Raw genomic sequence first — 26,718 nt, 5'->3', positions numbered from 1 at the left:
TTGAATTAGAAGAAAGCTTTTGTGGTTAAACATACGATAATTAAATAAATTTTCTTTCATGTAATAAACCCTTCCTCCCGGTTGTCATATACATATTGAAAATATTATATGAAAAACTGGTCTTTTAAAAAATGGAACACCGTACTGGGATGGTTCCTTTTCGCTGTTGCACTTATCACTTATCTTTCAACCATGGAGCATTCCCTGAGTTTTTGGGACTGTGGAGAGTATATTTCTTCTGCAGTAAAACTTGAGGTGACCCATGCTCCGGGAGCTGCTTTATTCCAGATTGTAGGAGCGGTGGCGAGTATTTTTGCCTTGGGAAATGGAGAAAATTATTCCATTGTGATCAATGCCATGTCAGCGCTGTTCAGTGCATTTACCATCCTGTTTCTGTTCTGGACGATTACCCATTTTTTAAGACGGCTTTTGAATAAAGATTTTGAAGGTGTTACCAGATCTCACGAGATTTCAATCCTGTTTGCTGGAGGCATCGGAGCTTTATGCTTTACTTTTTCAGATACCTTCTGGTTTTCAGCAGTAGAAGGAGAGGTCTATGCAATGGCTTCTATGTTTATCGCGCTGTTGGTCTGGCTGATCACCAAATGGGAGAACGAATCTAAAGCAGCTGACAGCGAGAGATGGATCATTCTTATTTTCTTTGCAATAGGACTTTCTGTGGGAGTACATATGATGTGTATGCTGGCTATTCCTGCCATATGTCTGGTATATTACGCCCGAAACTATACTTTTTCCTGGAAGAGCTTTCTGGTAGCTAATCTGGTAACGTTGGGAATTCTTGCTTTTGTATTCAAGATTATTTTCCCTTTGGTGATGACGATATTTGGAAAACTTGAGATTTTCTTTGTAAACGGGCTGGGACTTCCTTTTCATTCAGGGACGATTGTAGCATTTGTTCTTATGATTGCTATGAGTTATTTCCTGATTAAATATGCGAGGAAAACAAAAAGAAAAGTTTATCAGACCATCGTTTTATCACTGGTTTATATGATGATTGGTTTCTCATGCTGGCTGGTGATTCCCATCAGGGCAAATGCCAATCCACCGATGAACCTTAATGATCCGGATACCGCAATAGGAATGAGAGATTATTACAACAGGGTGCAATATGGTGACTGGCCCACAATTTATGGACAGAACTACACGGCATTTCTCGACAGAAACGGCTTGGAAAAAGATGAAGACGGAAGCTACAAAAGAGATGTGACCGGAGATATTTACGAAAAAGATGAAAAAACCGGAACCTACAGAAAAACCGGGGAACGATTCAATTATGTGTTTAATAAATCGCATATCAGTTTCATGCCGAGGATGTTCAATGAGGATAAAGAGGTTACCGCCAATTATATTGCCTTGTATGGCGCTCCTGATTTCACCTTCAATTATGATAATGAAGAAGTAGCAGACAATCCGGAGGCTAAAAGGATTTTTGAAGACCTGAGAGCAAAATATGAAGGAGATTCCATTACCGCAGAAGATTATTTGAAAGTAAAACCTTACGATCTTATTAAGGTAAAACGCCCTTCTTTTGCCCAGAATATGGATTATTTCATCTCATTCCAGAACGGATACTACTTTGTCCGGTATCTGATGTGGAATTTCGTAGGAAGACAGAATGATCTTGAAGGACATATGGAAAATACCAACGGAAACTGGATTTCAGGATTTTCTTTTATTGATAATGCATTGTTGGGTGATCAGGATCATATGCCTGCTAAATTTAAAAATGAAAGTACCGTAAAGTTTTTCTTTCTGCCATTGATTTTAGGACTTATCGGTTTCTTTTTTCAGCTGAACAGGGATTTCGGGAGGTTTTATGCTGTTCTTTCACTGTTTGTTCTTACAAGTATGGGAATTGTCTTCTACACCGGAGTAAAACCATTTGAAGTAAGGGAAAGAGATTATGCGATGGTAGGCTCGTTCTATGCTTTTGCTATCTGGATTGGTCTGGGAGCAGGAGCTGTTCTTTGGCTGATTCAGGCTAAACTTAAATCTAATGCAGCTAATATTATTTTGGGAGTCGTTTTGTTGGGGATTCCTTTTATGATGGGGTTCCAGAATTATACGTCACATGACCGCAGTAAAAAGACTGCAGCCCGCGATTATGCCTATTCATTTTTACGTTCGCTGCCTAAGGATGATATTATTTTCATTTATGGTGATAATGATACCTTTCCGGTGTGGGCAATTCAGGAAACGGAAAGATTCAGGGATGATGTGAAAACGGTCAATTTTACTCTTTTAGCCACACCATGGAATATAGATCAGGTAAAAAGAAAAACATATAATGCTAAGGGAATTCCGGGAGAACTCACTCACGAAGAGTACAGAGACGGTGTCAACGATCAGGTTTATCTGATGAAAAAAGAAGATTGGGAAGGACTTTTCCAAATGTTGAAAGAACAGGGAGCACCGGACACAGCTTTCCAGGAGTTCAGAAAATATCTTACCCAGGATTCTCTGACGGTGAAAGATGCTATCAGGTTCCTTAAACTTAAATCTTCCGAAAAAGATGAATTGCTGAAGATGTATTTCGGGGAAAAACAATATGAAAAATATAATATTCTTCCGGTAAGTAAATTTATTCTTCCGGTAAATAAGGAAAATGCTGTAAAATCGGGGATTATCAATCAGGCTGATCTTTCTAAGGCAGTAGATCAGATTATGATCAATTATGAAGCAAATACCCTTTACAAAAGCAATCTGATGATGCTTGATATGCTAGCTAATTTCGACTGGAAACGTCCTATTAATTTCTCCTCAGGCGGAATGTATGACAGCGAAAATATTTTTTACCTTGACGAATACCTGCAGTTTGACGGTTTCAGCTACAGACTGGTTCCTATTCACACGCCTCAGAGCCCGGATGGAGATAAAGGAAGGGTAGATGCCAATTCTCTTTACCAGGTGGTGAAAAACTTCAGATGGGGGAATTTTAAAGACCTCAGTGTTTATTATAATGAAACGGCAACTTCCAATATTTTAGGTTACAGAATGTCCGTAAGCAGGGCTGTATCTGCACTTGTGGTAAGCGGACAGAAAGCGAAGGCATTAGAACTGCTGGACCTTGCCGCGAAAGAAATTCCGGTTGAAAAATACAATGATCCAAGGTCATTAAGTTCAATGGTAACCGGATACATTGTTGCAGGACAGGAGCAGAAAGGTCTTCAGCTGGCGGAAACCCTTAAGAAAGGAATATTTGAAGAATATGACTACTATCAGAATCTTTCTCCGGCATTTAAAGCGGCTGCCAGAAAACAGATGAGGTCAAAACCAATGGAATATGCATTAGTTGTTTCGGCGGTTACAGAAGCTTACAAAACATTGGGACAGAAAGAAAAAGCATATACCTATCTTTTAAAGTCAATAGAGCCGATTGATAGAAAATTCAGTGTTTTTATAAAAGGATTGCAGCAAATGGGCAAAGAAAAAGCGATTAAAGAATCTGAAAATGTACGGCAGATTGCACCTTTTTACCAATATTTATTCAATGTCATGGAGCCTTTTGATTCTGCATATTCCAGAAAAAAGGAAATTGAAATTACTAATGCCATGATGAAAGCGACACAATAAATTATTAATGGAAAAGAGTCTGTTTCAAAAGTGTCATTCTGAATGAGATGTAATGTGATGAAGAATCTCAAGTATATGATTATCAATAAGATTCTTCCTTCGTCAGAATGACAAAAGTCAACAATTTGACTTTTGAAACAGCCTCTTTTTAATTATAGAAGCTATCTAAACTTACAGTGAAGATTCTTAACCACAAAAGTCACAAAAGTTTTAAATATGCAATTTTTTCTAGAGCCAAACTTTATACATAATAAGTACGCCTAAGTTTTGTGAAAATCTTTGATTTTCATCTTATGTGAACTTTTATCCGACATTATTTTAAACTTATTTGGACTAAAGTTTTTTAAAATAAAAGCTTTTGTGACTTTTGTGGTTTTTTCTGAAGTTTAACTAGCATCAATAAAATAAAGTCAAACTTATTTCCAGAATTCATCTTGATAATCATCCTTTTCTTCTGTATGAATATCATTTAGTTCCTTACCGATTTTCTCCAGAACATGTACTTCCAGTTTTTCTTCAAGATGAGGAAACCATTCGCGCTCTTCAAAACGGATATGCTGTTCCAGAAGGTCTGTAAAATCTGAGAAAAGATCAATGTTTTCTGAGGATGAAATTTGAGAAACAATATTCTGAATCTGTCTGTGCTCTTTCTGTATACGGAGCGTATATTCATCTTCAAGATAAAGAAACAGAATTTCTTCTTCTTCTCTGAAATGCTTTTTCAGATGATGATTCCAGAAATACAGAATATAATCTTTGATCCGGGAAACCTCAATTTCTTTTTTCAGTCCCTGTCTTATTTTCCAACTGCATAGAAGCCCGAAATGGTGATCTTTGGAAAGCGGGATAATATTTTCATTGCGTTTCATGATTTTTTTTGATTAAAGGTAATCAAACCTCACAAGCTGGATAACTCATGAGGCTTGAATAAAGAATGCTAACGTTTTTCTTTCAACGACCAACCCAACTTAAGTCCGATGATGAAAATTACCAAAAGCAGCTCACCTGCAGCCAGTAAAATATCTCCCGGAACACGCATCCATCTCAGGAAGTGCATGATATCCGTCTGCATAAATTCTGCAGAACGTGCATACCAGTAACCTTCTTTTATAGAAGCCACCGACTGCATAATGCCTATAGGAAGAAGACTGATGGTTACCATTACCAGCAATCCGATATTAGTCAGCCAAAAAGCCCAGCCTATTAATTTATCATTCCATTGTCTGTCAGGATAAAGTCCCCGTAATACAAACAACATTAATCCGATTCCTAAAATTCCGTATACTCCGAACAAAGCAGCATGGCCGTGAACAGCGGTAGTATTCAGTCCTTGAATATAATAAAGCGCAATAGGCGGATTGATAGCAAATCCAAAGATTCCGGCACCCAGAAAATTCCAGAAACACATTGCAATGAAACAGTAGATCGGCCATTTATAAGCCTGAATCCACTTGGTTGATTTACTCAGCTGGTAATTTTGGTATGCTTCATAGCCAATCAGGACAAGCGGTACAATTTCCAACGCACTGAAAGTAGCTCCTAACGCCAATACTGCTGTAGGAGTAGCACTGAAATAAAGGTGGTGGAATGTTCCCAGAATCCCTCCGGCAAGAAATATAATCGTAGAAAACAATACTGAATTCGTTGCAGATTTCAATCTCAATAATCCCAGTCTTGTAAATAAAAATGCTGCGACTACTGTTGCGAATACTTCAAAAAAACCTTCTACCCAAAGGTGAACTACCCACCATCTCCAATATTCAGCAATGGCCATATGGGTTTGTCTTCCATACATTAATCCTGCTCCATAAAATAACGCAATGGCTACAGCTGAAAGAGTAAACAGTGTCAATAAATGACGGTCTCCATCTTTACGTCTTAATGCCGGAAGAAGAGCTCTTACCATTAAAATCAACCATAGAATAAGGCCTACCAGCAGCAAAATTTGCCAGACTCTTCCAAGTTCCACATATTCATAACCCTGGTGTCCCCAAAGGAAATTATCAACAAGACCAAGCTTTTGCATTACACCAAGCCACTGTCCGGTAAGAGAACCCAAAACAACGATCAATAGAGCTCCGAATAAAATATTTACTCCCAGCTTCTGGTACTTCGGCTCATGCCCGGAAACGGCCGGGGCAATATAAAGTCCTGTTGCCAGCCATGAGGTAGCAATCCAGAAAATCGCCAGCTGTACATGCCAGCTTCTGGAGACCGACTGAGGTAAAAACTGATCCAGAGGAATACCGTAAAATCCGCTTCCTTCCACACCATAGTGAGCGGTAACGACTCCGGCCAGCATTTGAACCAGAATCAGTAAAGCAACTACCCATATATATTTTAAAGTAGCTTTCATAGAAGGAGTAGGCTTCATATTTCGCAGCGGATCTTCGAGTGGAAGGATTTGGCTGACCTCTTCCTCTTTATTTCTGGCATGGTAAAATACCAGAAGACCTACACATCCCAACAGGAGCAGTACGCTGAAACCAGACCATAAATGCAGTGAAGGCGGAGGAACATTTCCTACCGATTCATCATGCGGCCAGTTATTGGTATATGTCACATCATCTCCGGGTCTTTCCGTAATACAAACCCATGTGCTCCAGGCAAAGAAAGCATTCATCTGGGCCATTCTTCCGGTATCTTTGATGGTATTCTCCGGGATGGCATACTGATCCCGGAGTTTTGCCATAGAAGCATCATTCATAAATAAATTTGAATAATACTTGGCTAATTGTTTCTGTACTTCGGCCCGTTCAGGAGAGAAAATAATTTCATTATTGTTTTCATTAAAGGTGTTCGTACGAAGTTCTTTCTTCAGCAGTACCTGATATTTGGCCTGTTCATCATCCGGAAGGTCTTTATATACTTTACCGTCTTTTTTGGTCAATTCATCAAGCAGCAGCACAGATTCCCTGTGAAGGTAATCCGCAGTCCAGTCCGGAGCAATATAAGCACCATGTCCCCAGATACTTCCTACTGTTTGTCCTCCAATAGACTGCCAGACATTCTGCCCGTCTTTTATATCCTGTTCGGTAGCGATCACAGTTCCATCTGTAGTTACTACTTTCTCAGGAATTGGAGGGATTTTTCTGTAAATTTCAGTTCCATAAAAGATAAGAACAGCAAACGAAGCAACCATTACTACAGCAAGCCATATCCAAAGTTTTTTAGGTGTCATTCTGTATTATTTTTTATGATTCAACGGCAAATTCTTTCTCTAATCGGATAGCTTTTGGGAAAAGGATATTATTTTCAAGATGAATGTGTTTATGTAAGTCATTTTCAAAATCCTGAAGCATAGCAAATGCTACCTTGTACGTATTGCAGGCATCTGTGGGAGGAAGATATTCATCCGTGATTTCAGCAATCTTTCTGAAACGTTCTCCTTCTATCGTATGTTCATGCTGCATCATATTAACAGGGTTTTCTACTGTTCCGAAAGCAGGTTGGAGGAGTACTTCGCCTGATATTCTGGCTTTCACCATATTTCTTACGAAAGGAAACAGGATCAGTTCTTCTTTTTTCATATGAGCTGCCAGATCATGTGCCGATTCATTGAATATTGCATTAATTTCAAACAGCTCCGGATGTCTGTCTCCGTGAACTTTGCATAATTTATCAAGGAAAGCTTGCAGAACAGGTGTCTTTTCTTCTACATAACGGTGATGGGTTTTCTCAATATAATCTGCCAGTAAATCCAAAGGCCAGCTATTGAAATCTATTGCAGATCCTTCATTCTTCGGAAGAGCTTCGAGTTCTTCATAGATTTTTTCCGGAGCCAGTTTTTTATTGCTGCAGGCTTCTTCTATGGTTCTTCCGCCTTTACAGCAGAAATCAATTCCGTGTCTTTTAAAAATTGCTGCCGTTCTGAAATCTTCAGCAACCATATTTCCTATAAAGTCTGTTCTTGTGTTCATAATATAATACTTTTTTATCTTTTATTATTTTAAATTTTTTTACTACTTCTTAAGTGACAGAATATATTTTACCATCAACTTGGCATTATCTTTACTCAATCCTGCGTGAGGAGTCATGGGAATTTCTCCCCAGTTGCCTTTACCGCCGTCAATAATTTTCTGTGCAAGCATATCAAGATCTGCTTCTTTGTATTTTGCTGCAACTTCCTGATATGCGGGACCTACAAGTTTTGAATCGATTTTATGACATGATAAACAATCTGTTCCTTCTACAAGAGATTTTCCTTCCGCAATATCTGCATCAACTCCTGAAAGAGGAGTGGCGGCTGGTGCTGCTTCCTGAGGTTTGGGCTCTTCCAGCATTGTATTGGTTTCCTTCGGTTGAGGAATAGGATCTGTACCTTTTTTATCTGAACATGAAGTTACAGCGAGTGAAAACAGCACAGCTGTTACAAGTAATTTTTTCATAATCTTATCCATTTAAAGTTGTATTTGTTTTTTTATTTCGTTCACAATAGCTTCATAATCGCTATCGAGCCCTTCTTTTTGAAAAGCCAGAGTTCCCTTTTTTGAATACACTGTAATGATGTTGGAGTGGGAGAATTCAATAGGAGAGATCTGTTTATATTTAACAGCCATTATATTAGCCAGTTCCCGGATATCTTCTTCATTACCCCGGATGAAACTCCATTCTTTTTCATCGAATCGGTTAACATACAGGTATCTCTTCATCACTTTTGGAGTATCATTTTCCGGATCAATGGAGATTAATACATATTGAATATCCTTTGGATCTGCCTTTCCTACTTTCTGAGCAATGGTTCGCATTTCTGCGGTCAGTTTTGGACAGGCCGTTTTACAGGAAGTGAAAATCATTGCGGTTACCAGTACTTTTCCTTTCAGATCAGAGAATGTAATATTTTTACCATCCTGTTTTTCCCAGTTTGTCTGTACGTTGTAGATGGATTCTGGGCTTATCTCTTCATTTTTCTTGCCGCAGGATATCATGATCAAAGCCAGTAATATCAGGGTTATATTTTTCATAAGGGTCAATTTTTGTTTTTAGCACATCTGAATCCGAGATTATTAAGACAGTAATCTGCTTTTATACTTCCTCTTAATGCGTACCGGATAAAAGCTGCGTAATTTCTTAAGTCAGAAGAGGTTACTGCTGCTCCGGCACAGAAAAGGTTGTCATTCACGGTATTATCTTTTCTGGATTCACCGCTCATCATCACTGAATTGAAATCATAAGTCCATTCCCAAACCATTCCATACATGTTATAGATTCCGTAATAATTGGGTAGTTCTTGTTTTATTGGTTGTTTGTTTTTATCCTTTTTTTGATACGCTTTAAGAATATAATCCGTAAAAGCGGGATCTTTGGAGGCATCCGGAGATTGTTGATCTGCCAGTGCTGCATATTCCCATTCGTCGATTGCCGGAAGTCTTTTTCCTGTACTTTTTGCATACGCTTCAGCTGCAAACCATGAAATATTGGTAACGGGTGCTTCCGGACTTATTCCTGCCGGGATTTCGTAGTCACTTTTCCAATGTTTCAGATAATTACTGTCTGCATAAAGTTTTAGTATTTTACTTCTTGTCCATTGAGGATTTGCTTTAAGAAATTCAAGATATTCCCGATTCGTAACAGGGCTGTCATCCAGATAAAAAGTCTGTACCCGTACAATCCTTCCCGAATCTTTTCCGATGAATGCCTTATACGTTCCTCCCGGTATTTCAATCATTTTTTTCTGACTTACAACCAGGTTTAAATGATGTTGAGCTGGAATTTTTATCTTCGGACTTTTCGTCTGTTCAGAACAGCATGTCATTAGTGAACATACTGCCAGACCTACTATAACTGCAAAAGCTCTCATTGTTTCTCTTTTGAAATCCCAATGAACCTTAATTCATTACTGATTCTTTTTATATACTGCCGGATTTTCTGGTCCTGTTACTTTAATCTTACCTAAAGCACCTTTGTTGAATGCCCTGAAAATCGCGTGATCTACAATCACATATTCTCCGGGAACTGTTGCTTTAAACTCTACGATAGACGCTCCTCCGGGAGGAACTACCGTTGTCTGTACATTGTCATTTATTTTGCTGCCTCCTTCGATGTATACTTTATCAAAGATTTCACCAATAATATGGAAAGAAGAGGTCAGGTTCGGACCGCCATTCCCAACAAAGAATCTTACTGTTTCCCCTGTTTTTACCTGAAGTTCTTTATCCCCTAAAAGAGATGCTGTATTTCCGTTGAAGACTACATATTCGGGATGTTCGGCAATCGCTTTGTCCATGTCAAACTCCTGCAATCCTTTGTCTCCGAATTTTCCTTTAGTATAAAAGTCTCCCTGCATGATGTAGAATTCTTTGTCTACTTTTGGAAGACCGCCTTCAGGCTCTATAAGGATAAGACCGTACATTCCGTTGGCAATATGCATTCCTACAGGTGCTGTTGCACAATGGTAGACATATAATCCGGGGTTGAGTGCTTTGAAAGTAAAAGTTGCTTCTTTACCGGGAGCTACAAAAGTAGCTTCAGCACCACCGCCAGGTCCGTTTACTGCATGAAGGTCAATATTATGCGGAAAGGTATTATTTTCATGGTTTTTAAGATGAAGTTCAATATCATCTCCAACTCTTGCCCGGATAAAGCTTCCGGGAACCGTTCCGTTGAAAGTCCAGAAATTATACTGTGTTCCATCTGCCAGTTCTCCTGTTTTCTCTATCGTTTCCAGTTTTACAATAATTTTTTTAGCAGCACGGTTTCCCACTGGAGCCGGAACATTGGGTGGAGCTGGCATTTTTAATTCTTCGCTTGTGCCATCCGTTTTGATATTCTCTGTATTGGCACCATTCATTGTATCTGACGAAGTGCTTTGTTTGCAGGCATTCAATATCATCACTGTGCATAATGCTGTGGTGAGTACGATCGTTTTTTTCATAATAAGGGAATTAAGAATTTAAATTTTTCTGCTGGAGTAAGCATTGTATAGAATTGCTTAAGTATTCATTTTTTGTTTGGTAAATTGTAAGCCTATGGCTATACACAGGATGATTGCTTTGGCAGATTCGGCATAGATGAAATAGTTATGCATTTCTGAGGATCGAACAGGTTTTCCGGCTGATAGCAATTGGGCCCGGATATCAAGAACTGGGAGCATCCAGAACTTCTCTAACAGGAGGATTGCTAATAAAAAAGCTATTAATATAAAGTCTGTTTTCGTATACTTTTTTCTGCTTATTAGCATTCCTGCTATAATAAGGATCAGAAAAACACACTGTATTTTAGTGGATATTCCAAACATCATCATTCCCAGTTCAAGCGCTACAGGAAGCGTCATTCCCGGAACCTGAAACTTCATTGGCGTTTCCAGAAAACTGACCGTGATAAAAACACCCGCCATCAGGCAAAGCATCATTAATACAAGAGGATTTTTAGCATTCAGTTTCATCTTTATTTAGATATTAACACCTTTTTGTCTTTTATTAAATAATTTTTTTGAATGAGTTTCTTTAAACTATCAATAAATATTCAGGTTTTTGAATTTTAAAATTTAGATTGATTTACATAGCATAAACAGGGATTTATTCATTCCTGAACTGCAAATGATTCGGGGATCTTAGCGGTTTTTGAAAGGTACTTTCTTCTTCTTTTCTTATTTTCTTATACAAATATAAAATCTATTTTCAATACAAAACAGTAACTTATCCTTTATTTATTCTGACTTTTATCACCTTATTTCTACTATTCTTTTCTGGCGATAATCACTACAGCACACATATTTTTTTCATGTTTTTTAAAGATTTTTTTCATTTGAAAAACTCTCTTTCTGATGGAAGGATTCAGTAATATGTTTTTAGCGATTTTAACGGCCCCGGAAATCCCTTCATCATCAATAACTCTTTGAGGTTCCAGAAGATGCATCGGTGCGGTTTCTACTTTTAAGACTTTAAATCCTTCTTTTTCCAATAATCCAGCCCACTCAAAAACGGTTAACGGGCGTGCATTGACCTTGATAGCCAAAGCCAGTTCCTTCTGAATATGCAGTTTTACATTACTGTCGAGATTATCAGGTTTTAAAGCCAGTTCATGAATTGCATAATATCCCTGAGGCTTCAATATTCTGTAGGCTTCCTGAATAATTTCTGCTTTCCGGTGATCTGCATGCATACTCAGCATAGCTTCACCATATACTTTACTGGCTGATTGTTCCGGTAAAAAACTTTCCGCAGCATTTCCCAGTTTAAATAAGGCTGATGTTCCCCGAAATTTTTTGTTAAGATACTCTACGGCATTTTGTTCAGCATCAATTCCTATGTAAGAGCCAGGCTTTTTCTCCAATGTCATGTGTGCGGTAAAACCAAGACCGGGAGCAAACTCCACCATAGCATCAGTAGAGTTGATGTCCAGCATTGATAGCATCTTTTGGGTAAGTGCAAGACCTCCGGGGCGTAACACTTTTTTACCGATTTTAGCCAGTAACCAGTGTCCGGACATTTTTTCAATATTTTTTGTATGCATTAGATTAATAGGTTTATGAGATGAGTAATTTTTTTGGATTTATTAATATATAAATACCTTTTTATCTTTTATTTGTTTAAATTTTTTTACACCTTCAAATGGGTTAGTTTTAAATCCAGATTGTCAACGAAATTTTGAATTTTTGAGGTTTCAAGCATGATACGGAGATCTTGTCTTATACTTTTAAACTGCTCATGTAAAGGGCAGGGGTGCGTTTCTGAACATTGATCCAAGCCTAGTCCACAACCGGAAAAAAGTTTATCACCATCAATTTCCCTTACAATATCAGCAATGGAAGTATTCAGGTTTTTCTGATCCATATAAAAACCTCCATTCGGGCCTTTGGCAGATTGTACAAATCCTTTTCTGCTGAGGTCCTGCAAAATTTTGGCGATAAAGTGTTCCGGCGAATGAATGCTTTTTGAAATGTCTTTAATCCCGACCCTGCTGTCATTTTTAGACTGCTGGGCAATGTAGATCAAAGCTCTTAAGGCATATTCACAGGTTTTTGAAAACATTTTTATGAGTTTTATGAGACAAAGATAGAAAGAAATTTCTAATAAAAGACAAATTACTCTTTTATTTTTTCTTAAAGCTGACGAACATCATATGTAAAGCTGACTATCCGATGGAATTTTGAGTGCTTTTATTACTCTTTCTAAGGTCTGAAGGTCTGGATTGTGTAAATTCACGAAATGTATCACTAAAAGCGCTGATAGAGCTATAGCCAACATCATCAGCTATTTCATTGATGGGTTTATCCGTATTTAAAAGTAATTCAATGGCTTTTATAATTCTTAGCGTTTTCAGGTATTGAAGAAAAGAAATATCCATGTCTGCTTTGAAAAGACGGGACATGGAGCGTTCACTCAGCCCGAATCTGCTGCTTACATTTGCCAAAGTAAGTTTTTCCCCGATATTCCATTCCAGATAAGATACAATCCTCATCATCTGTTTGTTGTGAGTCGCGGGAAGAATAATAGGTAAAGGCTGCTGGTGGGTTTTTGGCAGTATCTTTTTTAAAGCTATCAGAAATTCAAAGTTTTCGTCTTTTGAGGTAACATGTTTTTCATCCCATATTTCAGTATATTTGATCATCTGGATCAGCAGTTCTGATGCCGGATATATTCCCAGTCTGCTGTAGAAAGGATCTGAGAGATCATCATGGGCATAGAAATAAAGAGAGCGCAGAACAGTGGCGGTGTGCCCGATCTCTAAAATATGTTCCATCCCCTGTGGAATCCAGAAAAAATGCCGGGCCGGAACTACATACGTTCTATTGTTGATCGTAATATAGGCAATACCACCTTCTACATAGCTCAGCTGTCCTTTTGTATGCTTGTGGAAAGGAATTAGTTTTTCCGATTTTTCGTGCATAACAAATACACTTTTATCGTCTTTATCAATATCTGGAAGTGCAGCAATTAATCCCATAAAAAATATAAAATACCAGTAAAAATGCAAATATAATCATTTGGCCGGAATCATGTAAAAGTTGACTATTTTAGATAAATATAATTTCAGGATTGAGGATAAATTTGCAGTGCAATAATTCAAAAATTCAAATGAAAATTTATGTCGCCGGATTGCTGATGCTGGGAATTTCCTGTACAATATCAGCTCAGACAGGTAGTCCAACTAAGGATACTATACGACTTTCCTTAAAAGATGCGTGGCAGAAAGCTGAAGAAAACAGCCGCCATATCAGAATCAATACCATCAATACAGACATTGCGGAAGCTGAAGTAAAAGATGCGAAAAGAGAACGGCTTCCGGAAATAGAAGTTAAAGGCTCTGCAGAAAAAGCATCCAATATTCCCATCTATGAAAACGGAATCTTTTCCAAACCGACCCAGCATGAAGTTATTCATACTCTTTACCGGGCAGGAGCAGATTTTTATCTGAACATTTATAACGGAAATAAGTTGAATCTTAAGATTAAGGAAAATCAGACCCTTCAGAAAATTACGGATATCCAGAAAGACCAGGCTGTTTCTGATATTCATTACAAAACGGCAGCGCTTTATCTTGAGCTTCAAAAAACTTTAATTTTCAGAAACCTTATTCAGCAGGATATTGCCGATCAGAAAACACAGCTTAAAGAAATTCAGGCCCTTTATAAAAACGGGGTTGTTTTAAAAAGTGATGTTTTAAGGATTGAACTTGAACTTTCGAAGCGGAAGATGGCATTGGTGACTATAGAAAATGATATTCTCATTGCTACACAAAAACTGAACATTATCCTGGGTATTCCTGATGAGCAGACTGTCATTCCTGAAGCACCATTTAATCAATGGGATGAAAATACCTCTTACAGCGACTACTTGAAGCTGGCACTGGATCATTCTTTCAGTTATCATGTCTCTGAACAGCAGACAGCGCTGAGTAAACTCAAACTGAAGCAGGTAAAAGCCAACGTAAGACCTAAAATCGGAATGTATGGTGAATTTTATTATGCCAATCCGCAGATTTTTCTCTATCCCTACAATCCTTATTGGTATTCATTGGGAATAGTAGGAATCAAGGCGTCTTTTTCCATTTCTTCCCTTTACCATAATACCCATAAAGTAAAAGCCGCACAGCTGGAATTTGAAAAAGAAGAGGAGGCACACAAGGATACAGAGGATAAAGTAAGACAGCAGGTGAAAGAGGCCTATCTGAGATATCAGGAAGCCCTTGAGCAGATAAAGGTAGCAGAAGCCAATGTCACTCAGGCTAAAGAGAATGCACGTATCATTAAAAATACCTATTTCAGTCAGACTTCTCTTATTACAGAATTGCTGGATGCAGATATACAGCTTCTTCAGACAAAATTTGAACTGGAAGCGGCAAAGATTATGGCACAGAACAATTATTATTTACTACAAAACATTACAGGCGTTTTATAATACCATGAAAAAAAAATATACTCCCACCGACAGGCTGATCACAAAGATCACAGGATGGATTTCAGTTTTAATTGTTGCTGCACTTGCTGTATGGGGCGGTTTTACCCTAAAGAACTATTATGCATATGAACAGACCAATGATGCACAGGTTCAGGAATATGTGAACCCTATTATTTCAAGAGCCGGAGGATTCATTGTGGCCGTGAAATTTGAAGAAAACCAGGAAGTTAAAAAAGGGGATACGCTTCTGATTATAGATAACCGCGAATATATTCTTCAGCAGAAACAGACGCAGGCAGCTCTCCAGAAAGCCCGTGCCCAGCTGAAAGTACTGGAAAGCAATACCGGTACCACAGAAAAAGAAGCTGCCGCAGCAATGGCCCAGATAGATGCCAATAAAGCAAAAGTATGGAAGCAGAAACTTGATTATGACAGATATAAAAAATTATATGATGAAGAATCTGCCACAAAACAAAGGCTTGAAGATGTAAAAGCAATGTTGGACGTCAATGAAAGCGATTACAAATCTTCGCAGGATAATTACGCTGCTTCACGATCAAAAATAGATGATATTCAGGCAGAAAAGACAGTTGTTCTGGCAGAGATTGCAAGACTGGAAGCACTATTGGACCGCCACAAACTGGATGTAAGCTATACGGCAGTTACTGCAGCTTATGACGGAAGAATGGGACGTAGAACCGTGGAAGTAGGGCAGATGATTGATGCCGGAGAAACGCTGGCATTTATTGTCAATAATGAAACAGATAAGTGGGTGGTTGCCAATTATAAAGAAACACAGATCAGGGATATGCATATCGGGGATCATGTGAAAATTGTAGCAGATTCTTATCCTGACAGGGAATTTAAAGGAACGATTATTTCACTTTCTCCGGCAACCGGATCAAGTTTTTCATTGCTGCCTCCGGATAATTCTACCGGGAACTATGTGAAGATTGTTCAGCGTATTCCTGTGAGAATAAAAGTAGATGGAATAAGAAAAGATATTGAGGTCCTGAAAGTAGGAATGAACGTGAATGTATATGCCGACAAAAAACATTCTAATGGCTAAAAGACAAATGCCTTTTTTCAAAAGATGGGCACCGGAATGGCTGATCAAGATCATTCTCTTTTCGATGACTCTTCCGGGGATCATTATATTTTTTCTTCCTTTGGCTAATGTGAATGCTGCAGCGGGATATTATGGATGTGAACCTGCGGATATTCAGTTTTCTGTAGCGCTTTTCTATGCAGGATATGTAGGATTTTACAGTCTGGAAAGAAGGTTTTTCAGCTTTCTGGCAGCAAAGGAATATTTTCTTCTGTTTACCACGCTGCAGATTTTAGCTTGTCTGGCGTGTTATTTTACCAAGGAAATTTACATCCTGTTTCCAGTACGTTTTATGCAGGGAATGTTATTTGCAGGAAACGTGAACCTTTCACTTACTCTTATTTTTACGAGGCTGAGCAGTGAAAGGGGAAGGGAGATCAGTTTTTCGGTATTCTTCGGAATTCTGATCTGTGCGCTGCCGTTTAATAATCTGATCACTGCAGATCTTATTGATTCCTATAACTTTAATATTGTCTATAAAACAGCGATATTCTCTTATCTGCCGGGACTTATTTTTCTCACTCTTGCTATGAGCAATTACAGAACTCATGCGAGATTTCATCTGTATAAGCTCGATTGGCAGAGCTTTGGACTTTTCAGTACTATTCTGGTACTGATGGGGTACATTACCATTTTTGGACAGGAATATTACTGGCTGGAGGATAACCGGATTTTGGGAAGTGTCATAGGAATTGTTGTTTTGGGAGGAATATACATTTTCCGGCAGCAGGCCATCAAAAGACCATATATTGACCTGAGGATTTTTAAATACAGAAACTTTAAAGTAGGATTGCTGATCCTTTTTGTAATGTATATCTGCCGGTTTGCATCAGGGATTGTCAACAATTATTTTGCTGCGGAGCTGCATTTGGATCCGTTTCATATTTCCTACATAAATATCTTCAATCTTGCAGGGTTGGTGGCCGGGGTAATTATTGCCTGTTGCATGGTATTACAAAAGAAAAATATAAGGTATATCTGGGGCTCAGGATTTTTAATGCTGTTGATCTTTCATGGGTTAATGTATTATTCTTTTGACGTTCAGGCCGATGAGTTTAATTATTATATTCCCTTGTTCCTTCAGGGATTGGGAGTAGGTTTGATTATGGTTCCGACGATTATTTTTATCATTTCGTCAGTTCCCGCTGTTATTGGTCCCTCAGCTGCTGCAACAGCTTTGGCAGTCAGATATTTGGGGTTTTGTATCAGTATAGCGCTGATCAATTTTTTTGAATTGTTTGAAAAAAGCCGTCATTATAATGCTTTTCAGGATCATTTAAGTGCTGTGGATCCGGCAGTCAAAAATTTTCTTCATCAGCAGACTGCTAAACTTATTTCCAGAGGAATGCCTGAAGAAAAGGCGGTAAAAGCAGCCAATAAATTGTTGGTGGGAAGAATGAACGTTCAGAATCATGTCCGTTTTGCTATGGATTATTATGAAATGATGGTATGGCTTCTTGCAGCTTCACTGTTATTAATTTTTCTTTTCCCTTATCTGAGCCGTACTGCTCTTTATTTGAAATCCCGAAGACTATCACCAGCTTAGGTGAAATTTTAATATTTAAAAGTATAGCTTGTTAAGCTAATTTTATAGTAGAGTGCTGAGACTGTCTGATAAGGCAGTCTCTTTTGTTATGACAGAAAAGAAATATTTTGGCCGGAACTGTATGTTTTTTGTCATTGCAGACAAGCCGCTTTCTCTCTACATTTGTACTCATACAGAACGACATATGAAGAAAGAAGTACAACATACCGGGAAGAAAAACATCGTGCTTTTGGCACTGCCACAGGTACAGCTGCTTGATATTGCCGGACCGTGGGATGTTTTTACGTCAGCAAACCGTTTTTTGAATAACGAAAGACAGGATTCCGGTTATCATGTTCATCTGATATCCGGAACATCAGAAAAAATAATCTATTCCGGTTCGGGAATGCCGCTATCGTGTAATCATACCATTTATGATATTGATTTTTCTGTAGATACTTTACTCGTGGCTGGTACCGCTTTAAGTGTACTGGATGAAATCAGTCCCGATGTTTATCACTATCTTCAAAATATAACACCACAAGTAAGGCGGATGGGATCGGTATGTGTAGGTGCATTTGTTCTTGCCAAAGCGGGTCTGCTGGATGGCCGGCAAGTGACTACCCACTGGAAATTTGCTGATGAACTGCAGAAATCTTACCCAAAGGTGGAGGTTAATGTTAATCCATTTTTTATTTGTGACAAACCCATCTATACTTCAGGAGGTGTTTCTTCAGGTATGGATCTGGCATTGGCACTTTTGGAAGAGGATTTTGGTAAAGCTTTGGCAGCGGAAGTCGCCTGTCACCTCGTTCTGCATTTAAAAAGACCCGGAATGCAGTCTCAGTTTGGAAACGCATTGCCGGAATATGAAACCATGTCTCCTTTTACAAAACAAGTTCGGGATCTGTTGAAAGACAAGCTGGGAGAGACGGTAACAGTAGAATATATTGCTGAATCTCTGAATATGAGTGCGCGTAACTTTTCGAGGGTATTTGTAAAAGAATCAGGAATAACTCCTGGCAGATTCATTGAAAAGATGAGGTTGGATCAGGCCAGAAATATGCTTGAATATACCAATATGAGTATAGAGATAATAGCTGATAAATGCGGCTTTGGCAGTGTTGTTTCGCTGCGTCGTTTATTCCTTAAAAATATTTCTCTTACCCCGGCGCAATACCGGAAAACATTTAAGCGTACAGAATAATCATTTTTCTTTCTTTACTGTAAAAACTGATGATAATCAATTGTCAGTAAGGAAGAACTATGTCCTTATTTCCAAAATAATCAACTTAAAATAATAGAATTATGAAACACAAACAAAACAGTAAAACAATGAATATAGCATTTTTAGTTTATGATCAGGTGGAAGTACTTGATTTAAATGGTCCTTTGGATGTTTTTGTTAAAGCAAATGTCATACAGCCCGATAGCTACTGTTGCTTTACGGTCGGAAAAACAAAAGAACCTGTATACACGGAAGCAAATACGATGGCTGTTATTCCGACTTATGACTTGCAAACTTGTCCAAAACCGGATATGATTGTCATTCCCGGTGCAAACCCAGACCATATTATGAAATATATTCAGGATAAGGATTTTCAGGGAACTGTTCTGAAATGGATTAAAAATCATTATGATGCCGGAACTTTTGTGTTTACAGTATGTACAGGAAGCATGCTGTTATCCGGGACGGGCATACTTGCTGGTCACGATATCACAACTCATAGTATGCTGCTGGATGCTTTAGAGCAATATAATCCGGAAGCCAATGTTCTCCGGAATGTACGTTATGTTGATCAGGAACAGCTGATTACTACTGCTGGAATTACAGCCGGAATTGATGCTGCTCTCTATCTTATTGGAAAACATCTGGGGCAGGAAACTGTTGGTACAATCGTTAAGATTTTTGAATATCAGAATAATAAAACTGATGTTTCAAATTAAAAATAGTTTGATTTAATAATTTTCGCCAACTGTAAAAGCAGGCGAAAATTATTTTTAGAATTATTGACGGAAGCTGAACAGCTTGATACAAAGAGGAATAAAGCCCATTGAAACGGCAATATAAATAGCTACCCGCACATAATTCAGGGTTTTCCAAAGTGATATCCTGGATATTATTTCTTCTGAAATGGAAGAGGATGTTGCCAGGTTTTGAAACTGTATAATATTAGGTGCAAAAAAGGTTAATGTCCAGATTCTTACCGCTGCATGAATGATGAATAAAGCCAAGAGCCAGTTCCTTACCGGATCAATTTTCCAGCAAAAAATAATAGCAAGTATGAAAGCGATCTCGTGAAGGGAATGAAGGGTGATCCAGAAAAATTTCAGACTTGCTCCTTTTCCATCCTGAAGGAATTTAAATGTTTCGGGTGGGGAAGAAGCCCATTTAGGTACAAATACAAGAGTTTCGAAAATCTGTGCACCATTCATAAGGAAATAAAGCAATGTCGTAATGCAAAGCCATATTTCTGCGCGGGTAATTGAAGTGACGGTTAAACTTTCCATGGTTTTATTATGGTTTATGGGGTGTTTAAATAATCTGCTGTTTCTTTCATAAGAATAGTTGCCTCTCTGAAATAGCGTTCAATGGATTCAATTTCCTTTTGAGAAAAAGTAGCAATAAGTGTAAGCGTTTTTTGCTGCAACTCATCGAAAATAGGACCCAATAGTTTCATGCTGTTCTCAAGATTTGGAATGATGATTACTTTTCTCCGGTCTTCACGGATAAACTGTCTCTTAAGAAGCTCCTTTTTCTCCAACCTGTCTATCAATCCTGTCACAGCACCGGTAGTAAGACCTGTTAACTTTGAAATTTCACCTGCTGTTATAGATTCATACTTCAGAATTAGTCCCAGATACTTATGGTCAGCACTGGAAAGACCTGCTTTTCTGGCAATAGCTTCGTGCATGAAAATAGAAGCATCAGAATATGATCTGCTGGCTTCGCGAAAATCCTGTATACTATTTTTAGTCATCGATTTAATTTAGTTACTAATTATCTTAGTTGCTAAGATATGTTATATTTTTGATTCACCAAAATATTTTTTATGCCCAAAAAACTGGCTCATTTGGCAATTTCCATTATTCCAGTAATTTTTAGCAAAAAAAATAATTAACGTAATTAATTTATAAACAAGTGTTTGACTTTTTAGCTGTAAATTTTATCATAAAAAATCCCGGAAAAGTTTGGAATTTAAGACTGTTTTTCTATCTTTGCAGTCCCTTAAACAAAGGGATTTACTTGAAAAAGTAAGTGGCCGACTCGGTAGCTCAGCTGGTAGAGCAATACACTTTTAATGTATGGGTCCTGGGTTCGAATCCCAGCCGGGTCACTACCTTTAAGATGTGAAAATAAAAATTTTCAAAAAGCATCAAAAAAATATAAAGCCCCTACAAAATCGATAATTTTGTAGGGGCTTTATTTATAGCACAAGTGCTATAGTTTCAAAAACATTCTAAAATTTTGGAAAAGATGAGTTGTAAATTCTGATTAGCTGACCCATTTGAACAGATCATTATAGCCAGATTTTCAAAATTCTATACTTTTGATCTTAAATTTCTTACTTTAGAAATAGTTTTTTGGCTTTACTTGTTCTATTGCAGTTAAAATCAGGAATATTCTTTATTCTTCATTTTTAGGTTTAAAGTTTCTCCCGGCTCCTTGCCGTAGAAATGTTATTTTTCCTTGTACTTTTTTTGCTTGTTCAAGAACTTCCAATGCTTTTGTTCGCTCGTTAATTTTGCCAGCGTGTGTTATATTGTCCTGACGTTCATTTTTTTTCATATATCAATATAGTGAATTTATTTGAGAAAAACAAATTATTGACTGTAAGGTTAATAAAAATTAATAGTTGAGATATTTAATGAAAACCAATATGGCTCAGTTTCTTCAGATCCGGATTACTTTCATAATTTTCTTTGACATAAAATCTTCTAACGGAATTTCTCTGTAATGTCTAAACTATTGCTGAATATATTTAGCATAAAAGCTGACTTTTTTTGAATGTATAATAGAATAATTGTTAGTTTTGGATGTTGGATTTATCTACAGATGGCTAAAAAGAAAATAAAAAGCAAAAGATTGAGAAATGACTAATGTATTTGAAAATTTCCTATCCTCAGCAGGAGGACTGTTAGCTGATGAAATCAACTTTTCTGTGCAGTTCTTCCAACCGATTAACTTAAAAAAAGGTGATTTTTTCATTCGTGAAGATGAAATCTGCCGTCATATTGGATTTATTGTTAGTGGCGCTGTAAAAGCATATGCTACCGATAAAGAAGGAAAAGAAAATATAACCTGTTTTAAGTTTGAAAATGAATTTGTCACTTCATTTCCAGAGTTTGTAACGCAGGAAAAATCCAAAAGGAGTATCAGGGCTGTAGAAGATAGCGTTATCTATAGGATAAACTACCCGGATTATCAGCAGCTGATTGATCGGGTGGCTGCTTTGAACGGAGTTATTAAATCGGTAATGGAGCAGGAGTATAACCAAAAGGAACGCTATATGCTGAGTTACAATAATAAGTCGGCTTTGGATAAATACTGTCATCTCTTATCTAATGAACCTATGCTTGTCCAGCGTATAGCCACACAGGATCTGGCATCGTATCTGGGCATCACGCAACGATCTCTTACACGGGCGAAGGGGCAGATTCTCAGACCCGGAATATTATAGGACAAATGTCCTTATGCAGTACTGACCGGCAATGTAGATTTGCACAAAAAAATTATGTTACGTCAAATTGCTCCCGAGGTATTCCAGATTTCACTAATGCCTCGAAACAGTATCAACTGCTATATTATCGAAGGTGTATTGATAGATTCCGGAATACGAAGTTCATATACAACTATAAAGAAAGCTCTTCGGAAAATCCCTGTTTATCAACATGTACTGACCCATGCCCATGCAGACCATCAGGGGTGTAGCGATCAGATATGTGCAGAGTTTGCGATATCATTACTCTGCCATCCCGATGAAGTTTTCAGGACCGAAACAGGCATGGTAACCAACGATTACCCGGCTCCACAGCATTGGGTAGCAAAGCTTCAACAAAAATACTGGGCTGGTCAGGGGCATAAAGTCGCCCAGACAATCGTTGAAAACGATATGATCGGAAACTTTCGGGTAATAGAAACACCAGGACATTCGGCAGGTCATATTTCTTTGTTCCGTGAGCGGGATGGTGTACTGATTATCGGGGATGCAGCCACAAATATGAATCTGCTTACAACAGCGACCGGGCTGCGGCTTCCGCCAAATATCTTCACCTCCGATCAGGAGCGCAATATCAAATCGCTCCAGAAATTGGCTGAACTGAATCCGGCCATTATCTGCTTTGGCCACGGACCGGTTTTGCAAAATAAAGATCGGAAATTTGAGCAATTTGTTGCTAAATGTAGTGCTGGTGTTTAAAGATAGATCGTATTATAGTTATGATTAAAAATGAAAGTTAATACAATGACTCCGGATTCTGAAAATTTTAACTGTCCTGTATAGATTTGAGGTAGCTGCTTCTTAAAAATTGCCTAGCTTTATTTCCAGTTTTTTGATTCATAGTGTGCTATTGAAAGTTACCAAAACGGCTTCTCATATTCTCATAGATACTTAAGCGCTTAGGTATCAAATATTATTAAAAAACATCATAAATTACAATATGATGTAAATCATAATTGAATTAATAATTTGTTTGTCAGTATTTTATATTCGATAATTTACATAATTTGTTTTGAATAACTTTAAATAAGACAATTTTGTCTTATTTAAAGTTTTGTTGCTGTATCTTTGCTGAAGAATAATATAGTCTATCTCTGATTATTTAAGAGCGACTATTAAAACATAAAAGATGTTCAGCATTTTTACAAATATCAACAGGAAAGCATTCATAAATGCCATTATTGCAACCTTAGTGGTCATCGCTATGACATTAATAGGGTCCGTTAATCTTCAAAACTTTGATGCAGCGTTAATTATTTATTTCTTCGGAACAATCAGTATGACTTTTGGAGTGGTGTATCATCATTCTGTATGGAAGCAGCGTCCGGCAACACAGAAATATTGGAAACGCACATGGGAATTTATTTTCAGTAAAGATTATCCCGTATACATCAAAGAAGTGATCCGTTTATCCGTCCGTAATATTTTATTTCAACGGTTTATTCTTCCAAGAGGAAAGGCGAGATGGTTTGGGCATTTTCTTTTAGCTACAGGATGTCTTATATCTTTTGCAGTAACATTTGGATTAACATTCGGGTGGATGCATTTTACCCTAAAGGAAGGAACTACCGATATGTATGAAACCCATATGATGGGCTTTACAGTGATGACTTTCCCACTCAATACAATAATGGCCCTCATATTATTTCATATTCTGGTCTGGACTGCAATTATGGTGATTATCGGATGTCTGATCATGATGCACAGAAGATTTGTAGATGAAGGACAAATTGCTACCCAATGGTTTGAGAGAGACTGGCTGCCATTGATATTGCTTGTAGCTGTTTCTGTTACAGGGTTGGGAATTTGGTTTGACTATTCATTTCTGGAAGGGAAGATGAGTCAGTTTATGGCAATTACTCATGCCATTACCGTAGCGCTGTTTCTGATGTGGATTCCTTTTGGGAAGTTCTTTCACATTTTCCAAAGACCTGCGCAGGTAGGAGCCAATATTTATAAAATTGAGGGAAAACGCAGAGGAATGCAGATTTGTCCGCACACCGGAGACGAGTACACTACAAAAATGCACATCGAAGACTTAAAAGAAATTACAAAAGAAATGGGATTTGATCTTGAGCGTGGAGACGGTAAAAGCTATTTAGACTATAGCCCGGAAGGGAAAAGAGCAATGCTTGCAAAAGCACACCTTAAAGCAAGACAGGAATCAGGAACTTATTTTGGTTAAAATAAAATACAATGGCAAAATTACCCGTATCAGCCGACGAAATCATCAGTGTATTCGGACCACATCAGAACTATCCGAATAAAGGAACAGTAAGATCTAATCCTCAAAATCCGGATGCCTTAATAAAAACACATTGCTGCTTTTGTGGTCTGCAGTGTGGAATTCAATTAAAAGTAAAAGACAAAAAAGTGGTAGGTTTTGAGCCCTGGAACGATTTCCCATTTAATGAAGGAAGATTATGTCCGAAAGGTGTTCAGAGGTATATGCAGGACAACCATCCGGATCGCTTACTTTCACCCTATAAAAGAGTAGAAGGAAAAGGGTTTGTACCTATAGAATGGGATGAGGCATACGATGCGGTCATTAAAGAAATCAGAAGAATACAGGATCAATATGGTAAAAACGCTTTTGCAATGCTTTCCGGTGTTTCGCTGACCAACGAAAAAAGTTATATGGTCGGGAAATTCGCCCGTGTTGCCTTAAAAACTGCTAATCTTGATTACAACGGCCGTCTTTGTATGGTAAGTGCTGGTGCAGGAAATAAAAAAGCATTCGGGATGGATCGTTCATCTAACAGTTGGGCAGATTTAGCACATGCAGAAGTCATTCTCATTACCGGAGCCAATGTAAGTGAATGTTTTCCGGTTCTTACACACAAAATTTGGGAAGCCCGAGATAATGGTGCGAAATTAATTGTGATTGATCCACGTCAGATTCCTATTGCAAGAACTGCTGATATTCATTTGCCCCTTAGACCGGGAACTGATTCTGCATTAACGAATACGATGCTTAAAGTTCTGATTGATAATAATTGGCTGGATAATGATTTCATTAACAATTATACTTCAGGATTTGAAGAAACCGCCGAGGCAGTAAAAGAATGTACATTAGAATGGGGTGAAGCCGTAACAGGAATTCCAAAAGAATTGATTTTTAAAGCCGCAGAAATGTGGGGGAAAGCAAAAACCAGCTTCCTGATGCATGCCCGTGGAATAGAACACCATTCCAAAGGAGTTCAGAATGTTTCAAGCTGCATCAATTTAGTTCTGGCAACAGGCAGAATCGGTAAACCATATTGCGGTTACGGAACAATTACCGGACAGGGAAACGGACAAGGAGGAAGAGAACATGGTCACAAATGCGATCAGCTTCCCGGAAACAGAGATATTGAAAACCCGGAACACCGAAAATTTGTAGCCGATATATGGGGAATCAAAGAAGAACATATGCCGCGAAAAGGATTGAGTGCTTACGAGATTATCGAAGCCATCAACCGCGGTGAGATCAAAGGACTTTTATCAATTTGTTTTAACCCGCTGGTTTCCTTACCCAATAATAACAATGTTCGTGCAGCATTAGAAAAACTGGAATTTTATGCCGGAATTGATTTCTTTTTATCCGAAACCCTGCGCCATGCCAACATCATTCTTGCAGGCTCATTGCAGGAAGAAGAAGAAGGGACAACCACATCCGCCGAAGGTAGGGTAATAAGAATCCGGGCTGTAGTAGATCCGCCTGGGAAAGCTAAAAAAGATAGTGAAATCCTGATGGAACTGGCAAGAAGATTAGGCGAAGGAGATAAATTCAATTATAAAAATAGCGAGGAAACTTTTAATGAATTAAGAATAGCATCAAAAGGCAGTGCCGCAGATTATTACGGTATTACCTACGAAAGAGTAGAAAAGAATTTAGGCATTTTCTGGCCTTGTCCCACTGAAGATCATCCGGGAACACCAAGACTTTGGGAAGACAGACAGTTTAATACCAACGATAAAAAAGCACATTTCAATCCTACTCCTTACAAAAAACCAACCGAAGAGCCGGATGAAGAGTATCCGATTGTTTTAACTACAGGAAGAGTGGTAAGCCAATATTTAAGTGGTTCACAAACGAGAAGAATTGGAAAATTGGTAGACCTGTATCCGGAACCTTTATTGGAAATTCACCCAAATCTTGCAGCTAAATATGGTATTGAAGAAAATGATCTGATCAAAGTTTCTACCCGAAGAGGAAGTGCTTTGTTCCCTGCAAATGTGGTGGAAACAATCAGACAGGACACGGTATTTATCCCTTACCATTGGGGTGGTGTAAACTCAGCCAATCAATTAACCATTGATGCTTTGGATCCTGTTTCAAAAATTCCCGAGTTTAAGGTCTGTGCCTGCAAAATAGAAAAAACAGGAAGGAAAAAAGGAGAGCATTCAAAAGAATTTGCCAATCAAAGCAGAGACATTCAATATTAA

Annotated in this window: 23 protein-coding genes, 1 tRNA gene and 1 pseudogene; 11 read left to right on the top strand and 14 right to left on the bottom strand. The window is 38.1% G+C overall.

The genetic code is table 11. The annotated features are described in order from the left end of the window. Positions 1 to 108 precede the first annotated feature (108 nt). Positions 109 to 3,594: a DUF2723 domain-containing protein gene (locus tag ACLMCG_RS04735; protein ID WP_413958990.1), complete on the top strand. Its 3,486-nt coding sequence runs from the start codon at positions 109 to 111 to the stop codon at positions 3,592 to 3,594. A gap of 416 nt (positions 3,595 to 4,010) precedes the next feature. Here ACLMCG_RS04735 and ACLMCG_RS04730 read toward each other — a convergent pair whose 3' ends face one another. From ACLMCG_RS04730 to ACLMCG_RS04680, 11 genes and pseudogenes are all read right to left on the bottom strand, one after another. Further along, a complete protein-coding gene (locus ACLMCG_RS04730) occupies positions 4,011 to 4,463 on the bottom strand; it encodes a hemerythrin domain-containing protein (protein WP_413958989.1) in 453 nt (150 codons plus the stop codon). 68 nt (positions 4,464 to 4,531) lie between these two features. Beyond that, positions 4,532 to 6,775 (bottom strand): nitric-oxide reductase large subunit, encoded by a 2,244-nt coding sequence (locus ACLMCG_RS04725; protein ID WP_413958988.1) that lies wholly within the window; start codon positions 6,773 to 6,775, stop codon positions 4,532 to 4,534. A gap of 13 nt (positions 6,776 to 6,788) precedes the next feature. Further along, positions 6,789 to 7,514, bottom strand: coding sequence for an iron-sulfur cluster repair di-iron protein (gene ric, locus ACLMCG_RS04720; protein ID WP_413958987.1), 726 nt, complete (start codon positions 7,512 to 7,514; stop codon positions 6,789 to 6,791). A 42-nt stretch (positions 7,515 to 7,556) separates the two neighbouring features. Then, positions 7,557 to 7,982 (bottom strand): c-type cytochrome, encoded by a 426-nt coding sequence (locus ACLMCG_RS04715; RefSeq protein WP_223599112.1) that lies wholly within the window; start codon positions 7,980 to 7,982, stop codon positions 7,557 to 7,559. 12 nt (positions 7,983 to 7,994) lie between these two features. Further along, complete coding sequence (locus ACLMCG_RS04710) at positions 7,995 to 8,558, bottom strand: SCO family protein (protein WP_413958986.1); 564 nt, start codon at positions 8,556 to 8,558, stop codon at positions 7,995 to 7,997. A gap of 5 nt (positions 8,559 to 8,563) precedes the next feature. Beyond that, positions 8,564 to 9,394: a formylglycine-generating enzyme family protein gene (locus tag ACLMCG_RS04705; protein WP_413958985.1), complete on the bottom strand. Its 831-nt coding sequence runs from the start codon at positions 9,392 to 9,394 to the stop codon at positions 8,564 to 8,566. Positions 9,395 to 9,433: 39 nt separating this feature from the next. Then, positions 9,434 to 10,468 (bottom strand): annotated as a pseudogene (gene nirK, locus ACLMCG_RS04700) (copper-containing nitrite reductase); the annotation flags it as partial. Between the two features lie 57 nt (positions 10,469 to 10,525). Further along, the gene (locus ACLMCG_RS04695; RefSeq protein ID WP_413958984.1) at positions 10,526 to 10,978 is read right to left on the bottom strand and encodes a hypothetical protein; all 453 of its coding nucleotides are present in this window, start codon (positions 10,976 to 10,978) and stop codon (positions 10,526 to 10,528) included. 293 nt (positions 10,979 to 11,271) lie between these two features. Then, entirely contained in the window at positions 11,272 to 12,048 is a 777-nt protein-coding gene (locus tag ACLMCG_RS04690; RefSeq protein ID WP_413958983.1) for a methyltransferase domain-containing protein, read from the bottom strand. A gap of 86 nt (positions 12,049 to 12,134) precedes the next feature. After that, on the bottom strand, positions 12,135 to 12,566 hold the full coding sequence (locus tag ACLMCG_RS04685) for an Rrf2 family transcriptional regulator (RefSeq protein ID WP_309435059.1): 432 nt from the start codon (positions 12,564 to 12,566) through the stop codon (positions 12,135 to 12,137). A 103-nt stretch (positions 12,567 to 12,669) separates the two neighbouring features. After that, on the bottom strand, positions 12,670 to 13,482 hold the full coding sequence (locus ACLMCG_RS04680) for a helix-turn-helix domain-containing protein (protein ID WP_413958982.1): 813 nt from the start codon (positions 13,480 to 13,482) through the stop codon (positions 12,670 to 12,672). A gap of 131 nt (positions 13,483 to 13,613) precedes the next feature. Here ACLMCG_RS04680 and ACLMCG_RS04675 point away from each other — a divergent pair, with 131 nt between their 5' ends. The 5 genes from ACLMCG_RS04675 (at position 13,614) to ACLMCG_RS04655 (ending at position 19,516) form a co-directional block, all read left to right on the top strand. Further along, a complete protein-coding gene (locus tag ACLMCG_RS04675; protein WP_413958981.1) occupies positions 13,614 to 14,936 on the top strand; it encodes a TolC family protein in 1,323 nt (440 codons plus the stop codon). A gap of 4 nt (positions 14,937 to 14,940) precedes the next feature. Continuing rightward, positions 14,941 to 16,005 carry an HlyD family secretion protein gene (locus tag ACLMCG_RS04670; protein WP_413958980.1) on the top strand — a complete coding sequence of 355 codons (1,065 nt, stop codon included), beginning with the start codon at positions 14,941 to 14,943 and terminating at the stop codon, positions 16,003 to 16,005. Then, a complete protein-coding gene (locus tag ACLMCG_RS04665; protein ID WP_413958979.1) occupies positions 15,998 to 17,590 on the top strand; it encodes a beta-carotene 15,15'-monooxygenase in 1,593 nt (530 codons plus the stop codon). Before ACLMCG_RS04670 ends, ACLMCG_RS04665 begins: the two co-directional genes overlap by 8 nt. A gap of 184 nt (positions 17,591 to 17,774) precedes the next feature. Continuing rightward, entirely contained in the window at positions 17,775 to 18,776 is a 1,002-nt protein-coding gene (locus ACLMCG_RS04660) for a GlxA family transcriptional regulator (RefSeq protein WP_413958978.1), read from the top strand. A 101-nt stretch (positions 18,777 to 18,877) separates the two neighbouring features. Continuing rightward, entirely contained in the window at positions 18,878 to 19,516 is a 639-nt protein-coding gene (locus tag ACLMCG_RS04655) for a DJ-1/PfpI family protein (RefSeq protein ID WP_413958977.1), read from the top strand. A 60-nt stretch (positions 19,517 to 19,576) separates the two neighbouring features. On the opposite strand, the gene ACLMCG_RS04650 is transcribed toward ACLMCG_RS04655, so the two are convergent. Together ACLMCG_RS04650 and ACLMCG_RS04645 are read right to left on the bottom strand one after the other, a co-directional pair. Further along, on the bottom strand, positions 19,577 to 20,080 hold the full coding sequence (locus ACLMCG_RS04650; RefSeq protein WP_413958976.1) for a transposase: 504 nt from the start codon (positions 20,078 to 20,080) through the stop codon (positions 19,577 to 19,579). 14 nt (positions 20,081 to 20,094) lie between these two features. Further along, positions 20,095 to 20,550, bottom strand: coding sequence for a MarR family winged helix-turn-helix transcriptional regulator (locus ACLMCG_RS04645; RefSeq protein WP_413958975.1), 456 nt, complete (start codon positions 20,548 to 20,550; stop codon positions 20,095 to 20,097). A 284-nt stretch (positions 20,551 to 20,834) separates the two neighbouring features. Between ACLMCG_RS04645 and ACLMCG_RS04640 the strand changes: the two genes are divergently transcribed. Further along, positions 20,835 to 20,907, top strand: a tRNA-Lys gene (locus tag ACLMCG_RS04640). Positions 20,908 to 21,197: 290 nt separating this feature from the next. On the opposite strand, the gene ACLMCG_RS04635 is transcribed toward ACLMCG_RS04640, so the two are convergent. Next, positions 21,198 to 21,359: a hypothetical protein gene (locus ACLMCG_RS04635; protein ID WP_223599098.1), complete on the bottom strand. Its 162-nt coding sequence runs from the start codon at positions 21,357 to 21,359 to the stop codon at positions 21,198 to 21,200. A gap of 304 nt (positions 21,360 to 21,663) precedes the next feature. Between ACLMCG_RS04635 and ACLMCG_RS04630 the strand changes: the two genes are divergently transcribed. The 4 genes from ACLMCG_RS04630 to ACLMCG_RS04615 all read left to right on the top strand — a co-directional run bounded on the left by ACLMCG_RS04630 (position 21,664) and on the right by ACLMCG_RS04615 (position 26,718). After that, on the top strand, positions 21,664 to 22,251 hold the full coding sequence (locus ACLMCG_RS04630) for a Crp/Fnr family transcriptional regulator (protein WP_413958974.1): 588 nt from the start codon (positions 21,664 to 21,666) through the stop codon (positions 22,249 to 22,251). 54 nt (positions 22,252 to 22,305) lie between these two features. Beyond that, the gene (locus ACLMCG_RS04625; protein ID WP_413958973.1) at positions 22,306 to 22,989 is read left to right on the top strand and encodes an MBL fold metallo-hydrolase; all 684 of its coding nucleotides are present in this window, start codon (positions 22,306 to 22,308) and stop codon (positions 22,987 to 22,989) included. Between the two features lie 430 nt (positions 22,990 to 23,419). Continuing rightward, positions 23,420 to 24,475 (top strand): MFS transporter, encoded by a 1,056-nt coding sequence (locus ACLMCG_RS04620; protein WP_413958972.1) that lies wholly within the window; start codon positions 23,420 to 23,422, stop codon positions 24,473 to 24,475. 11 nt (positions 24,476 to 24,486) lie between these two features. Then, the gene (locus ACLMCG_RS04615; RefSeq protein WP_413958971.1) at positions 24,487 to 26,718 is read left to right on the top strand and encodes a molybdopterin oxidoreductase family protein; all 2,232 of its coding nucleotides are present in this window, start codon (positions 24,487 to 24,489) and stop codon (positions 26,716 to 26,718) included.

The organism is Chryseobacterium sp. S90 (assembly GCF_047444895.1).
Taxonomy (GTDB): Bacteria; Bacteroidota; Bacteroidia; order Flavobacteriales; family Weeksellaceae; genus Chryseobacterium.
Note: the sequence above shows the minus strand (reverse complement) of the source record. Positions and strands in the feature narration are given on the sequence as shown.